At 68.4% G+C, this 14,018-nt stretch carries 12 protein-coding genes; all 12 read right to left on the bottom strand.

Annotated elements, in window-relative coordinates:
* Positions 1–402: 402 nt before the first annotated feature.
* On the bottom strand, positions 403–2,493 hold the full coding sequence (locus tag JY500_RS01925; protein ID WP_206254882.1) for a hypothetical protein: 2,091 nt from the start codon (positions 2,491–2,493) through the stop codon (positions 403–405).
* A gap of 2 nt (positions 2,494–2,495) precedes the next feature.
* The gene (locus JY500_RS01920) at positions 2,496–3,221 is read right to left on the bottom strand and encodes a phage baseplate assembly protein V (RefSeq protein WP_206254881.1); all 726 of its coding nucleotides are present in this window, start codon (positions 3,219–3,221) and stop codon (positions 2,496–2,498) included.
* A complete protein-coding gene (locus tag JY500_RS01915) occupies positions 3,200–4,264 on the bottom strand; it encodes a phage late control D family protein (RefSeq protein WP_206254880.1) in 1,065 nt (354 codons plus the stop codon). The genes JY500_RS01920 and JY500_RS01915 overlap by 22 nt, the downstream gene beginning before the upstream one ends.
* Before the next feature lie 2 nt (positions 4,265–4,266).
* On the bottom strand, positions 4,267–4,440 hold the full coding sequence (locus JY500_RS01910; protein WP_172201410.1) for a hypothetical protein: 174 nt from the start codon (positions 4,438–4,440) through the stop codon (positions 4,267–4,269).
* A gap of 3 nt (positions 4,441–4,443) precedes the next feature.
* On the bottom strand, positions 4,444–5,247 hold the full coding sequence (locus JY500_RS01905) for a CIS tube protein (protein WP_172201412.1): 804 nt from the start codon (positions 5,245–5,247) through the stop codon (positions 4,444–4,446).
* Entirely contained in the window at positions 5,247–5,726 is a 480-nt protein-coding gene (locus tag JY500_RS01900) for a phage tail protein (RefSeq protein WP_172201414.1), read from the bottom strand. Before JY500_RS01900 ends, JY500_RS01905 begins: the two co-directional genes overlap by 1 nt.
* A gap of 1 nt (position 5,727) precedes the next feature.
* Complete coding sequence (locus JY500_RS01895) at positions 5,728–8,490, bottom strand: phage tail sheath C-terminal domain-containing protein (protein WP_206254879.1); 2,763 nt, start codon at positions 8,488–8,490, stop codon at positions 5,728–5,730.
* 910 nt (positions 8,491–9,400) lie between these two features.
* The gene (locus JY500_RS01890) at positions 9,401–9,853 is read right to left on the bottom strand and encodes a phage tail protein (protein WP_172201417.1); all 453 of its coding nucleotides are present in this window, start codon (positions 9,851–9,853) and stop codon (positions 9,401–9,403) included.
* A gap of 15 nt (positions 9,854–9,868) precedes the next feature.
* A complete protein-coding gene (locus JY500_RS22080) occupies positions 9,869–12,178 on the bottom strand; it encodes a phage tail sheath family protein (RefSeq protein WP_246479745.1) in 2,310 nt (769 codons plus the stop codon).
* Between the two features lie 9 nt (positions 12,179–12,187).
* Positions 12,188–13,033, bottom strand: a complete 846-nt coding sequence (locus tag JY500_RS01880; protein ID WP_206254878.1) for a hypothetical protein — start codon at positions 13,031–13,033, stop codon at positions 12,188–12,190.
* Positions 13,030–13,635, bottom strand: a complete 606-nt coding sequence (locus tag JY500_RS01875; RefSeq protein ID WP_172201420.1) for a Pvc16 family protein — start codon at positions 13,633–13,635, stop codon at positions 13,030–13,032. Before JY500_RS01875 ends, JY500_RS01880 begins: the two co-directional genes overlap by 4 nt.
* Positions 13,636–13,896, bottom strand: a complete 261-nt coding sequence (locus JY500_RS01870) for a hypothetical protein (RefSeq protein ID WP_172201421.1) — start codon at positions 13,894–13,896, stop codon at positions 13,636–13,638.
* Positions 13,897–14,018: the final 122 nt, after the last annotated feature.

The following is a 14,018-nucleotide window of genomic DNA, read 5'->3' as shown; positions in this document are numbered from 1 at the left end:
CGAAGAAGCTGCGACGGTTGATCGTCGACGCATTTCTTTCCCCCTCTGAGACGCCGAGCAGCGCAGCGTTGCCGGGTTCCGACGTGCGCAGCACGGCGGGGCCGAGGACTGTTCGAGCTCCGAGCGCAGCGAGGGCTAGTTCCGCAGGCCCCCGGCGACGCGAGCAGCGCAGGGGACCGTGCGCAAAGCGCGCGGCGTTGAAGCGGGGGCCGCTTCTTTGGTTCCTTTCTTGTCGGCACAAGAAAGGAACCCGCCCGCCGGGGCGGGACCCGGCTTCAGCGGGAAGGCCGACGCAAACTGGCAACGCAAGTCGCAAGCCGAAACCTTGGGCTTCACGAAGCTCAGCCCTAGCTACGCGACCATTACCCGTGGCGCCTTTGCGCCCAGCAACAAAACCAAAAATCATGACCCGCCCCCCTTCTTCTTCAAGATCGGGAAACAGATCGCAAAGAACGGCAGCCACGCAAAGATCATGTCCAGCAGCGCGACCATGACGAGCAGCAGGATCAATGCGCACAGCGTGATGATCGGAATCGACAGCGAGCAGATCATGCCGAGTTGGTTGGGGTCGTTCTTCGAGCACGGCCCCATGTCGCCGACATCGAGGTCCTTGTGCAGCGGCCACGGCAGCACCGAGCGCACGAGATCGATCAGGCCGAGCCCCTTGGCGCGGGCGACCTGGCCGCAGAGCAGATCGCTCATGACGAAGGCCGTGTTCTTGTCGAACTTGCGCAAGCCCGCGGCGCTGGTGTCGACCGGCAGGCCAATGCGGATCGGCCGCGCGGGCGCATCGGGGTCGAAAAAGCTGGCGAGCTGGAAGGCTTCGGTGGGTGCCGAGAGCAGCGCACCGTGCTTGAAGCATTCCGGCTTCAGATACACGCAGCGGATCACGAACCAGTTCTCCGCGTCGAGCCGCGGCGGCGCGGTGACGTTAAGCAGCTTGGCGCGCTCGGGTGCCGCCGGCAACGCAGCGGCGGCGAGTTCAACGAGCCGGTTGAGCGCGCGGAAATGGCGACGCTCGAGCGGCGAGATCTGGAAGGCCGCATCCTGTTCCGCCAGCGCCATTGGCAATGGCGCATCGGTGGGCACGACGCCGTCGGCGAGCGGATACAGGAAGCCCGGCCAGCCGCGCCGCGCCGCGAGCCCGGTCCAGGCGAACACGCCCGATGCCGCTTCCAGCGCGCTGCGTGCCGCATCGGCCGCGACCAGCGCAGCACACAGCGAGGACGGCATTGCGAACAAGCGCTGGGCGTTCTCTGAGACCGACTTGCCGGCGTCGTAGGCGAGCCCCTCCGGGTTGGCCTGATACGCGTTGCCCACCGCCTCGGCGAGCGAGTTGGCGAGCCCGCCCCCGACCTGCGCCGCATCCAGCGCATCGAAGAAGCCGCGCTCCGCGGCACTCATCGCCGGCAGCGCGGTGCCGGCCGCACGTGCGCGCACTGCCTGCCACACGTTCGGGAGTTCGGCCGCCAGCCAGCTCGCGAAGTCGGTCAGCACATACCAGCCGCCGATCTGCATCGCCTCACGCAGACGACGACGTGCGAGCGTCGAACGCCCCTCTTCGTCGTCGAGGAATTTCTGATCCACTGCCACCGGACTAGTGCGCTCGTGGCGGTTGTAGTGCGCCCAGCCCTGTTCGATCAGCTGGCGCCAGGGGCCGGTGACGGTCTTGCGCAGCAGCGTGAGGCGCGCGTCATCGTCCTCCACCGCGCCGCTGTCGGACGCCGGCGGGGCTGCGGCGTCGTCGATTGCGCCGCCGAGGTAGGCCTCGCGCTTGCCGACCGGCACGAGGCCTGCCCACATCCTGCGCGGCCGCTCGCCGGCGGGCCCCGCCTCGCGCCATGCGAGCGGGAACAGCGGCAGCATCTCTTCGCCATCCGCCGCCGCGTCGCTTGCCGCCGCCACCCAGCGCGCACCGACCCAGGCGTACTCCTGCCACTGTTGCGGGTCGTAGGCGGTGTGCGTCGGCTTTGCGAAAGCACCCGTGGTATTCGCGGCGGTCGGAAGCAGCCGCCGCACGACGAAACGCACCGCCTCCTTCTTCGCGCTGTCGAGCGCGCGATCCGGCAGACCCGGCACACCGCACACGAGGCTCGCACCGACCAGGTAGTAACGTTGATGCGCGGGCTGGAACAGTTTCAGCGGCCGTTCGACCGGTGCCGCCACCTCGGGCGCCTCAGCCTGCACGTTGAGACGTAGCGGCTTGCCAATGCGTGCGGCAATGCGTCGTGCCAGGGGCGACGCCGCGGGTGCAGGCTTCGGTGCCGCAGGCATGCCGTCGCGCCAGGTTTCGCCACGTGCCTGCAAGGCTGCCAGCGCCGCGGTACGCGCTGCCGAATCGGGCTGCGCGAGGATCGCCGCGATGCGCTCCATGAAATCGTCGTCGGCAAAACGCAGCAAGGCTGGCCGCAGCGTGCGCTCACGCGCCCCGCCCCACAGCGGCGCAGGCGCCTGCCAGACGCTGTCGTGATCAGGGAAGCGCGCGCGGTCCATGGCTACCAAATATTCCCGGCGCCGGGGGTATAGGAGGCGCTGATCACCGAGTTCGAAATCAGCGTGTCGCACTGCACCACGCCGGAGAAGCGCGACATGCCGGCGTTCACTGTGACCATGCCCGCATTCACCTCGACCATTGCACCCGCATTGACGGTTACCTTGGCTGCAGCGTCGATCGTGATGCCCGAGGTTTCGAGCTTGATCGAGTTGCCGTTGGAGTCGACCACCTCGACCTTGCCGGGGCCGTCCTGCAGCGTGATCTTCTGGCCGCCCGGGGTTTCGACGATGAACTTCTCCTGCCCGTCCTGATCGTCGAGCGTGAGCTTCACGCCATTGCGCGAGCGGATCACCTTGCGGTAGTTGTTGCCGGCACCGTCCATCGAATCCGGCGGTGCATCGCTGCCGTTCCACAGTGCGCCGACCACGCAGGGGTGGCGCACATCGCCGCCGACAAAGGCCACCAGCACCTCGTCACCCACATCCGGGATGAACCAGCTGCCGCGGTTGTTGCCGGCCATCAGCGTGGTCAGGCGCGCCCAGCTCTCGTAGTGCGCGCTGCCGGAATCCGGCACCCAGGGCAGCTTCACGCGAACGCGGCCCTGGCCGTCCGGGTCCTTGATGTCGGTGACCTGGGCCGGATAGACGCCGTACCACGGGCCGCCAAGGCCGCTCGCGGCGCGGGTGCGGAGCTCGTCGCTCGGCATCATGACGCGCCCCCGATCCATGCGCGCTCCAGCGCGATGTCGCTGCGCAAGCCGATCCGATTGTCGAAACGATGCGTCACGCCAACAAGATCGTATGCACCCGAAAAGAGCGGGCCGACTTCGGCGATCTCGATCCGCGCGCCGACCTTCAGATCGGCGGTGGTTTCGGCCACACCATGGGCGACGACGAAGCGCCGCGCACGTGCGGCGAGCCAAGCGCGGGCAATCGCGTCGGCCTCGGACTGTGTGGCGGGGAACACATGCGAGACAACTTCGGTGCGCGCCCCGAGCGCCTGCGAGATCAGATCCGCACCGCGAGTGCCACCGCCTTCGGACGACAGCGACGAGGCCGCCGCCTCGCCGGTGAGCGCGTCCTTCGCCGACACATCCCAACCCCCCACACGCGCCGTATCTACCTGATGCGCCAGGTCCGCAACGACACGGAAGCCGCGCAGGCTCGCACCGATCGTCAGCGTGAGCGGCGAACCGCGCCGGCTGCTGCGTTCGGCCGCATGCAGGGTGCGGTCGTCCACCCAGATTTCGAAACCACCACGCCGCGCGCGTTCGCGCAGGAAGCGCAGGTCAGTTTCGTTCACCTGCGCAAGCACACGATGCGTATCGCCGGAGAGATTCACCTCCGGCTGCAGGCCGTGATCGTTCGCGATCTGGCGGATCACATCGGCATCGCTCATCTGCTCGAACACCCGCGTGCGGCGCGCCATGCGCAGGCTTTGCAGGCGGTCTTCAGCGAGCACCGTGATGCCCGGCGGCGTGCCCTCTTCGAACGCGGCCTCGATTGCGCTGATGCGGCCACGGAACAGCGTGGCGTCGCCGACACGGATTTCGAGCTGCTTGCCGAAATCGAACACGCGGCGGTCGAAGTACAGGTAGTCCGGCGTGCCGTTGCGCGGGCCCCAGTTCTCCAGCGTCAGGCTGCAATGCGCGAGGCCGGCGTCGCTATCGCTCACCGCGAGTTCGCGCAACCCGCTGGCGACCTGCGGATAGGTCTCGCCATCGATCACGACGGTCGGGCGTGCGGAGCGAAGGGCTTCCGGCGGCGGCATGCTCAGTCGTCCTTGAGCCGGTCGCTGCGTGCAGCCAACCAGGCCAGCACCGCGGCGAGGGTGTGCGGGTCGGCCGCCGGCGCGCTGTCTGCCGCAGGCGTGTCGGGCGCGGCGCTGGCCGCACCGGACGGCGCAGGCGCCGTCACCACTTCGAAGTCGTTGATCACGATCGGCATCGCTCAGCCCCGCCCGATGTTCAGGTTGATCAACTGACCCGGCGCCAGCAGGCGCGGGTTCTCGATGCCATTGGCCTGCGCGATCGCCCGCCAGTCGCCGCCCTGCCCGCTCGCGGCGGCCATCTGCTGCAGGCTGGCGCCGGTGGGTGCGGCGGTCAGCGCCTGCGCGCCTGGGCCGGTACTGCCGGCACCAGCTGCGCCCGGCGCGGTGGCGCCCGAGCCGCCACCGGTGAGCGGTGTGCGCGGTGCTGCGTCGGGGCGCCCGACCGGCTGCGCGAACTTGAAGGCCGAAATGCGCGGCTGCGACATCGCCAGCGAGACTTGCGCGCGCAGGGGCTTGCCCTCCGGCGCGAAGAACTCCAGCGACTCGTCCATCGAATCGATCATGCCGTTGAACTGGAAGGTGCCCCAGAAGAAGGCCACCGCCGGCGGCACGAACTTCTTCTTGTCCTTCGGTGCCGGCTGCGGCGTGATGAACCAGGCGACTTCCTGGGTCAGCTTGCGCACATCGTCCACCTTGCCGGCGCCGCGTTCGGCTTGCGGCAGCGCACGCGCCTCGATCGGCGCGGTGGCGTCGAACCACAGCTGCACGGTGAGCTTGGTGGTGCCCGCGCCGACGAACTGGATCGATGGCGGCGCACCGGAATCCCCCCCACCCTGTGGCTGCTGCACCTGGTTGGCGAAGCTGACCTTGAGGCTTTCCGGATTGAACTGCACAAACACGCTGCGGCCGCCGGACTTCACGGTTTCGAAGTCCGGTTCGAGTTCGACCAGGCGTGCCTTTTCAAGCGGAATCGCGACCGGCATCAGCGGCCTCCCGGCGGTTTGAGCGACAGGGTTTCGTAGGCGAGCTGCAGTTCCTCCACCGCGACCATGCCGTCCTTGGCATTCAGCGCGGGCGCCTTCAGCTTCACGGGCAGGCAACGCGCAGCAAGGAAGCGCACGCGCTCGGTGCTTCCGTCGGCAGCAAAGATCACCACCTCGCAGTCGGCGCGCACACGCGGGTCTTCGACGGTCTGCTCAACCCATTCCCACAAATCGAAGTTGGCGGTCATTCCGCGCTTGAGCGTGAGCGTGCCGTAGCTCACCGGCGAGGCGAGCCGCACCAGCTGCCCGTTCGCACCGCCTTCGCGGATCGTCTTCGCCTCCATCGTGATCTCCAGTCCGTCGCACTCGGCGAAGGACGCTGCGGCCATGCGCTCGGCGCTGCCGGCGCGATTGATCTCGACCGCGAAGTTGAAGGCGGTGAAGGGATACACGACGGTTTCGGGCCGCGGGTTGTCCATCTCAGGCTCCTTCAACCCGCAGGGCATCACCGTTTCGGACGAGGCGCACGGTCAGGAACTCCAGCGGCGTCGCCGGTGCAAAGCGCAACTCCACGATGAAGCGGCCGTCGTCGCGGTCGCGCTGTTGCCCCGGATTGAGCGTGAGCTGCCACGCCTCGGCCGGTTTGCGCCCGGCAAAGGCACCACGGGCATGCAGTTGCGTGAGCCATGCGGTGAGGCCGCGCTCGACCGAACGCTCCAGCGCAGCGCCGTTCGGCTCGAAGACCCATACGTTGCCCTCGCGGATCAGCAGGCGGCGCAGCAGGCTCATCAGGCGGCGCACATTCAGCGGCACCCAGTCGGGATCGAGACTCAGCGTGCGCGCACCCATCAAGCGCACCCGCAGACCGTCGTAACGCCACAGGTTGGCGCCAGCACCGAACAGGCGCAGCGGGTCGGCTGGCGGGCGTTCCAGACCAATCGCGTCGGCCACCACTTCGTTCGCCGCGGCGATCCACGCACCGCGCGACAAGGCACGCCGCGCAATCAGCCCGCAGGCCGCCCCTTCCGGCGCGAAGGCGACCACGCCATCGGCACGGCGGCGGCGCAGCCAGGGGTGGTAGATCGCCGCGTAGGACAGTGCCGCGACCTCGTCGTCACCCAGCATGGATTCGCCGCCGCCCGGGCCGTGGCGCGACAAGGCGGCGATGTGGCGCTGCGCATCGGCGTCGTCCATCCATGCCGGCGCACCAAGCACGGCAAGGCTGTCGGCCCGCGCCGCGGCGATGCGCAACATCGCCCGCTGCACGCGCAGCGCGGTGCGGAGCCCTTCCGGCGCATCCGGCTGCGCTGCCCAGCCGGTCGTTTCCGCCTGCGGCACGATCGCACCGATCGACCAGTCGCTGTAGCAGCCCGGCGCCGCGACGCGCACCCGCAGGTAGCGCCAGGGTGTCGGTTCGCCGTCGAAAGCCCAGCGCGTGTCGCCGCCCTGGTACAGCACCACCGCATCCTGCCAATCCGGATGCCGTGCGCCTTCAAGGATGAATTGATCCGCCACCGGGTCGGCGGTCCACTGCGCGGTGAGGCGCGATTCGCCGTCGACCGCTATCGTCAGCAGCGGCGGCGCCACGCGCACCGGCACGCAGGCGGCAAAGGGGAGCGCCGCACCGCAGGGGCCGGTCGGGCCCGCAACCGGGTCGGACGACGCCGGTGCGGGCCATGAAGCCGCGTGGGCCGGGCGCCACGGCGGCAGGGCGAGGTCGGGCGCCGCGAGCAAGGTGGCCTCTTCCAGCGCGAGCAGGCTATGCACACCGCGCACCGAGCGCGCCGGCATGCGTGCAGGGTCGAAGGGGAAGCGCAAGGCCTCGGCGCGGGCAACCAGGGTGTGCATCGTCGCGTCCGCGAGGCGCGGGTCGAGGAACAGTGCCGCCGACAAGCGGCGCAGCCCGTCGCGCGCCATGCTGCTGCGCGCATCCTGCACCGCGTCGAGCCAGCTCGGTGCAGCCCAGGGAAGACCGATCGGCAGGCAATCGCCTAAGCCACGGCCGGCAATCGGAAACGCATTCGTTCGCGCCTCGGCCCAGAGTGCCGCGTGCTTGGCAGGAATCACGACCTCGTGAGCCGGGTCGGCACTCCAGCGCGCGTCGTCACGCGGCAGCGCCTGCCAGGCGCGCGCATGGCCGGGGCACAGGCCAACGTCGGTCAGCGTGCGCGCGCCTTCGAGTTCGTCGTCGCTCATCAGCGTGATGCGCAGACGTTCGCCGAGCGGCTCGTCATTCAGCGCGCAGGGCGCGGGCAGCTGTTCCAGCAAGGCCACCTGCGCCTTGAGCGTGACGGTGCTGGCGTCGCGCGCGGCGAGCACACAGTCACCCAGCGTGGCGAGGAACACCCGTGCGCCAGCCCGGAGCCGCAGCGGATGACCGGCCTGCGGCCAATCCGCGCTGCGAAGCGTGGCCGGCAATTCGATACGCAGCACGCCGCACCATTCCGGTCCGATCGGCGACGGCGCCGCCACCTGATCGTCCGCCACAAAGCTCACCGTCACCGACCTTGCGCGCGGCAGCGCAAGGCTGCCGTCGAAACTCGCCGGCATGGCCTTCGGTACGCCGAACCACCAGGATTCGGCAATGCGCGCATCGACACGCGTGCCGTGCTGGCCGTCGTTGCGTTTGAGCACACTGGCAACGCGCAGGAACGTGACAACGCGCGAGAAATCCGTTGCCACAACCGCATCAGGCGCATCGCTGACGAAGCGCAGCAGGTCGCCCGCTTCCGGCAGCGCCGTGCTCGCCGGGTCCAGCGCAATCCGGTGCGGCGCCTGCCCATCCCATGGGTTGCCCGCGCTCAGCACGCCCAGCGCCGCGCGTTCCAACCGCACACCAGCGCGCAAGCCGAAGCCCCAACGCCCGCCGCTCGCCGCGCGTGCCTGAACCGCGCGCCAGCCGAGCTTGGTCTCGACCCACAAGCCCGCCAGCGGCAACTTGGCCGTCACCGGCCGCAGCGCGACCCGCACCACCCAGCAGCGCCGCCCACCGTTGGCAAAGAAGCTCTGCACCGCCGGCGCGAGTTGCGCGGTGACCGGCGCACCGCTGCCAGCATCGATGAACAGATCGTGCTCCGGGCCGAACACCGAAGTGAACGCTGCGAAGTCCTCGCACAGCACCGGCCGATCGATCGGGCCGCGACGCGCGAAGCCGACGAACAGCGCGATGTCCATGCGGGGGAGGCGCTCGTCGAGGGCGACGGGGGCGGATTCGAAGGCGAGACCTGGAAGACGGAGGCTCATCGTCATGGCCTCCGACGCATGTTCTGGCACTGGCGGTCGTGGTCACGCGTTGGCGTTGGCGTGGCTTGAGCTGAAGGCATTGAAGCCCAACGCGCAGAACGACGGATGACGCCTAGCAACCGTGCTTCGGCCGGGGTCCCGCCCCCGGCGGGCGTGTTACTTCTTTTGCTTCGCCAAAAGAAGTAACCAAGAAAAGGCGACCCGGCGTTCGCGGTCAGGTGCTGCGCACCTGACTTCCCTGCGTTGCTCGCACGACCGGGGGCCTGCGGAACTCGCCCTCGCTGCGCTCGGAGCTCAGACAGTCCTCGGCCTTCTTCCCGGTCGCGCTCCGCTACTCGGCGCTCTCGACGGGACCCGAAAGTCAGAACCATCAGCGGCGCAACGCCTGGGTGATGTTCGTAACCTGGATGGAGCGAAGCGAAATCCGGGGCAGGCGCATCCAAATCTTCAAACGTACATCCCGGATTCCGGCCTTTGGCCTGCACCCAGGCTACGAGAATCGGACAACGGGGAAACGTCGACGCTTTTCCCTCCCCCTCTGAAACGCCGAGCAGCGCAGAAGCATCGGGTTCCGACGCACGCAGTACGGCGGTGGCGAGCACTGTCCGAGCACCGAGCGACAGCGAGGGCGAGTTGCGCAGACACCCGATGTTTCGAGCAGCGCAGGGCACCCCTTGCGCAGCAAGGGGCGTTAAAGCGGGGCGACTTTCTTTGGGTACTTTCTTTGTTCGCACAAAGAAAGTACCCCGCCCGCCGGGGCGGGACCCGGCTTCAGCGGACACACACTCAAAGCGAGACACGACCGATCGCAAGCGATAGTGTTGGGCTTCGCTGCGCTTAGCCCAACCTACGCCACGAAACTCGGCGTGCGCGATAGAAGAATCGCGTGCGAAAGGCACGGCGCCTCCCCTCACTCCATCTCCAGCCGCTCGTACGCGAGCACCAGTTCCTCCATCGCCACATCCGTCCCCTTGGCGTTCATCGGCCCCGAGGTGTGCTTGATGATGCGGGCACGCAGGAGCTTCCAGGTCTGCACGACTTCGGTGTGATCTTCGTTCTGTAGCTGGATCGTCACCGTGCGCATCGCGTTCTGGTTGCCGTTGCGGATTTCGTTGAGCCAGTTGTAGAGGCGCAGCGAGCCGATGACGCCGCGCTTCAGGGTGACGTCGGTGCTCTTGTTGAGCCCGGTGATCTTGCGCACCGAGTTTTCACGCTCGTTGCCGTTGCGGTATTCGGCGACGGTGACTTCCATACCGATGCCGGAGACTTCCTGGAAGCCCGCGTCGGGCCCCTCGGTGTTGCCATCACCGAGGTCGACGAGGAAGTTGAACTGCACATAGGGGCGATCGCGTAGCACGGCCATGGTCGGGTTCTCCAGTTAGCGACGTGCATCGGCAGTCCACTGCCCGATGCGGAAGATGACGAATTCGGCGGGTTTGAGCGGTGCGACGCCGATCAGGCAGATCAGGCGCCCGTTGTCGAGATCGTTCTGCGTCATGGTCGAACGGTCGCAGCGCACGAAGTAGGCTTTCTCCGGCCGGTCGCCGAGCAGCGCGCCCGACTGCCATTCGTTGAGCAGGAAATCTTCGATCGTGCGGCGCACGTTCGCCCACAGACGCTCGCCATTCGGTTCGAACACCGCCCACTGCGTGCCCTTGTCGATCGAGCGTTCGAGGTAGCAGAAGTAGCGGCGGATATTCACGTACTTCCACTCGGGGTCGGAGCTGATCGTGCGTGCCCCCCACAGCCGCATACCGCGACCTTCGAAGTAGCGGAAGCAATTGATCCCCTCGGGGTTCAACACCTCTTGCTGCGCGCGGTTGAGCATCAGCTCGAAACCGATCGCGCCACGCACCACTTCGTTGGCCGGCGCCTTCCACACCGCGCGTTCGATGTCGTTGCGCGCGTAGATGCCAGCGACGAATCCTGAGGGCGGCAGCATCAGGTCTTGCCGCGTGATCGGGTCGCGCACCTTGACCCAGGGGTAGTACAGCGCGGCGTACGTCGAATCGAAGCGGGCGCGCATGGTCCGCACGGCGGCGATGGACTGGTCGTTGCCGCTGTCGAGCACGGCGATGCGGTAACGCATGCGGGCGGCGTGTGCGATGACGGTGTTGAGGATCGCCTGCGCATTGCTGCGCGATGCGTCCGACAGCTCGTAGCCGAAGGTGCTGCCCGGTGCCGCGACGATCGAGATGTCCTCGATGTCTTCGAACGATGCGAGGCCGGTCTTGTACGGATCCGTCAGCTCGGCACGGCCGGTGTATTCGGTGGCGGTGAGCGGCGCGCCATCGTTGCCGCCAGCCAGGCGAATCTCCATGCTGCCGAGCGCGCCGTCGGCATCCGGCGCGCGCAGCGCGTTCGCCAGCGTGTTGGTCGGGTCGGCGGTCACGCCTGCGCCGAGCGGGTTGGCGGCGGCATGCGCGCCTTCCAGCGCAGCGATGACCGCGAGCGCGTCGTCAAGGTTCTCGCCAGCCAATACTTCGATCGGAATTTCGCGCGCCTGCGGATCGGCCGCCGGCAGCACGCGGAAGCGCGCGGTGAGCGAATCCGGCGCGCCGCTGCGGGTGTGCGCCGGATCGGCCGCAAGGCCTTCCCAGACTTCGGCGCCACGTGAGCCGTCCATCGGCTCCACCGCGACCGACAGCGTCAGCACGCGGATGCGATTACGGGCGGCCGGGTCGGTGTTGTCCGGATCAAGGTCGGCAAGTTCGACATGCGTGCCGCCGTCGGCAGGCTCGAAGGACCAGGTGCGGGTTTCCGAATCCCAGCGGGCGCGGTGCAGTTGCCCGTTCTCGCCGTCGGCGGTGTCGATCAGCGCCAGGTCGTTGTGCAGCAGCGTGGATACGCCCGGTGCGCCGTCGCGCAGCCCGAGCACGTTCTGCCCATAGTGGAAGAACACGCGGATGCGGAAGTTGCCGGCGCGGCCCGGGAAGCGGGCGCGCAGCTCAAGGCCGCCGCCAAGCACACGGTCTTCCAGCAGGTTGGCGGCGGCGCGTGCAGCCGTTACCGCGGCGGTCACATCGTCCGGCACCAGGGGGGCGGCGTTGGCAGCGGCAGCGGCGGTGGCCGCATCGTCGCTTGCGGCCTTCGCGGTGTCGTGCAGCGGCGCTGCCGCAAGGATATGGACCAATGCAGCGGCGGCAGCGGCAGACGCCGCGTTGGCCGCGGCGCCATCACCGCTGGTGGCGGCACTGGCGGCTTCGCGCACCTGGCGCACGATCTCCAGCGCGTGGATGGCGTCTTCAGACACCAGCAGCGCACGCGCATGGCCATCGCCCTGGGTCTCGCCCACCTCGGCGGCGAGCGCGGCCTCGGCGTCGTCGCTCAGCGTGGCAGGCGGCGGGCCGTAGGGCTTCGGGTTATCCGGATCGGTGTCGTCGAGGCGGCGGAAGATGCGGCTGATGTAGAGGCGCTTGCCGCCTTCCTCGAAGAAGCTGCGCGCGGCGTGCCACAGGTAGTTGGTACCGCCGACCGGCGTGCCGCTGTCGTCGAAGGCCAGCGCGCGGCCGTCGCCGTAGAAGTATTCAAACTCGACCAGCCCGGTCAGGATGTCCGGCCGCTGTGTGATCGGGCCGTAGCGGCAGGGGCCGACGAAACCGGTGGTCGTGGTGCTGACGCCTTCGATGGATTTGGCACGGAAGGACGTCTCTTCGACGTACACGCCGGGTGCGAGATATTCGGGCATGGCGAGCTCCTAGGGTTGCACGAAGAGCGCCCGCGCGCCGGGGGTTGCCACCGCAAGCGGCTGGCCATAGCGCAGGCTGACGGAGAGATCGGCGCCCATAACGACAACCGGCGGCTCGCCGGCGGCGGAACGGGCAACGGGCTTGGCAGGCTGTGCGAGCAGATCGCACAGCAGTGGAATCGACGCCGCGGACTGCCGGCGATAACGCAGCGACAGGGTCAGCGGCCAGGTCACATCGAATGCGCTGCGCGTACCGGCGCCCGCATCCGGCGGCTCCGGGTAAGGGAAAGCAAGCAGCGCCTCGCCGCGCGCGTCGGCCAGCCCTGTTGCCAGCCGCGTCGCGCCCTGAAAGACATCGACCAGCGCCCATGCGGCCGGCGGCGCCTTGTCAGGGTCGGCCAGCGGCAATTCGCGCACACTGGCACGAACACAGGCCCAGCCTGCCGGTACGCTGCGCGCCGGCGCCGCGAACAGGGGAATCGGGAAGTGCTCGATCGGCGGATCGCCTGGCGCAACGCCGGGGCAGGCCAGATGGGCAAGCCGGTTCTGCGGCAGCCGGACGCGAAAACGGCTAGGCAGCACCCGGCCGCGCGGATCGTTGACCGCCACCTCGAACAGCCGTGCAAGCAGCGCCGGGTCGTCCCCTTCGCCCGCCTCCCACGCACGCAGGCCGGGCAGGCCTTGCGCCGTCCAGTACCCGGACGGTGTGGGCAGCAGCGAGACCGGCGGCAGGCCGCTGTCGGCAAGCACGATGCTCGCCTGCAAGCCCTCGCCCAAGGGCCCGCCAAAGGGGTCTTCGAGGCGCAGGCCGACACCGGGGCGCAGGCGAAGGCGCTCCATCTCGCGCACGCTCACGGCGTCACCTCGCCGACCGGAAACACCCGCTCGAGTACCGGCGCGTAACTGTGCAGCGGCACGCTGGAGTCGAGCAGGACCGCGCGCGCCACATACGTCATGCCGATCACGAGATGCGGTTTGAGCTTGTCCCACAAGCCAAGCCAGTCGGCGATCTGCAACGGGTCGCAGACCACTTCCACGCCTTCGTTGTCCGCAAAAACGTCGCTGGCCGGCGCGTAGTGATTGAGCAGGCTGGCCGGCAGCAAGGGCACGTCCTCGACCTGCCGCATCGCCCAACCCAGCATCATCTGGCTGGTCTCGACATCCTTGTGCCAGCTCACCAGCAGGTAGTGCAGATCCACCGGCAGCGAGGGCCGCAGGCGCGTGCCATCGGGCGCGGTGCGCGGCGGCAGCGAACGCCGCGCGGTGTTGATCGTGACGCGGTGCAGCAAGAGCCCAAAGCCGCCGTCGGTCGCGTCCTTCACGTCCTTGTAGGCGTTGTCGAAGTCGGCTGGCCGCAGCAAGGCGACCGGCAGCTCGGCAAACGCCGCGGGCCGTGCTTCGGCGAGCAGGCCCTGCAGGGTCTTGCTGACAGTCGCGATCGCGTTGGTTCCAGCCACTCAGTGATCCCCCTGACTTGTCTCGCGCGCCACGCGAAAGATCACGCGGCCATCGGGCAAGGTCTGACGTTCAACCCGTGCGTGCGCCACCAGCCAATCAAGTGCCGCCGCCACGTCGCGCGGATCGGCATCGACCCCCTCGGTGGGCAGCCACCATTCGGCAATGCCTAGCTCGCTATCCGCCGCCCCGGGGTGCGCGGAGAGGTAGCTCTCGATCGCTTCGACGACCCGACCCACATGCGAATCGCTGGCTGGACACACGCCAACCTCCATCAGGCGCAACAGCCCGCTTATGCGAATGGCGTGCCAGTCCCTGCAACTAAACGCAAGCGACTGATTTGAATGGGGATTGATTGCCGCCGGGATGCGGCTGCGCCGAACGG

The organism is Niveibacterium microcysteis, from assembly GCF_017161445.1.
Taxonomy (GTDB): domain Bacteria; phylum Pseudomonadota; class Gammaproteobacteria; order Burkholderiales; family Rhodocyclaceae; genus Niveibacterium; species Niveibacterium microcysteis.
Note: the sequence above shows the minus strand (reverse complement) of the source record. Positions and strands in the feature narration are given on the sequence as shown.

Bases quoted from the DNA above. Each gene is read 5' to 3' on its own strand.
- JY500_RS01925 (WP_206254882.1), bottom strand. From the start codon at position 2,493: ATGGACCGCGCGCGCTTCCCTGATCACGACAGCGTCTGGCAGGCGCCT.
- JY500_RS01920 (WP_206254881.1), bottom strand. From the start codon at position 3,221: ATGGATCGGGGGCGCGTCATGATGCCGAGCGACGAGCTCCGCACCCGC.
- JY500_RS01915 (WP_206254880.1), bottom strand. From the start codon at position 4,264: ATGCCGCCGCCGGAAGCCCTTCGCTCCGCACGCCCGACCGTCGTGATC.
- JY500_RS01910 (WP_172201410.1), bottom strand. From the start codon at position 4,440: ATGCCGATCGTGATCAACGACTTCGAAGTGGTGACGGCGCCTGCGCCG.
- JY500_RS01905 (WP_172201412.1), bottom strand. From the start codon at position 5,247: ATGCCGGTCGCGATTCCGCTTGAAAAGGCACGCCTGGTCGAACTCGAA.
- JY500_RS01900 (WP_172201414.1), bottom strand. From the start codon at position 5,726: ATGGACAACCCGCGGCCCGAAACCGTCGTGTATCCCTTCACCGCCTTC.
- JY500_RS01895 (WP_206254879.1), bottom strand. From the start codon at position 8,490: ATGAGCCTCCGTCTTCCAGGTCTCGCCTTCGAATCCGCCCCCGTCGCC.
- JY500_RS01890 (WP_172201417.1), bottom strand. From the start codon at position 9,853: ATGGCCGTGCTACGCGATCGCCCCTATGTGCAGTTCAACTTCCTCGTC.
- JY500_RS22080 (WP_246479745.1), bottom strand. From the start codon at position 12,178: ATGCCCGAATATCTCGCACCCGGCGTGTACGTCGAAGAGACGTCCTTC.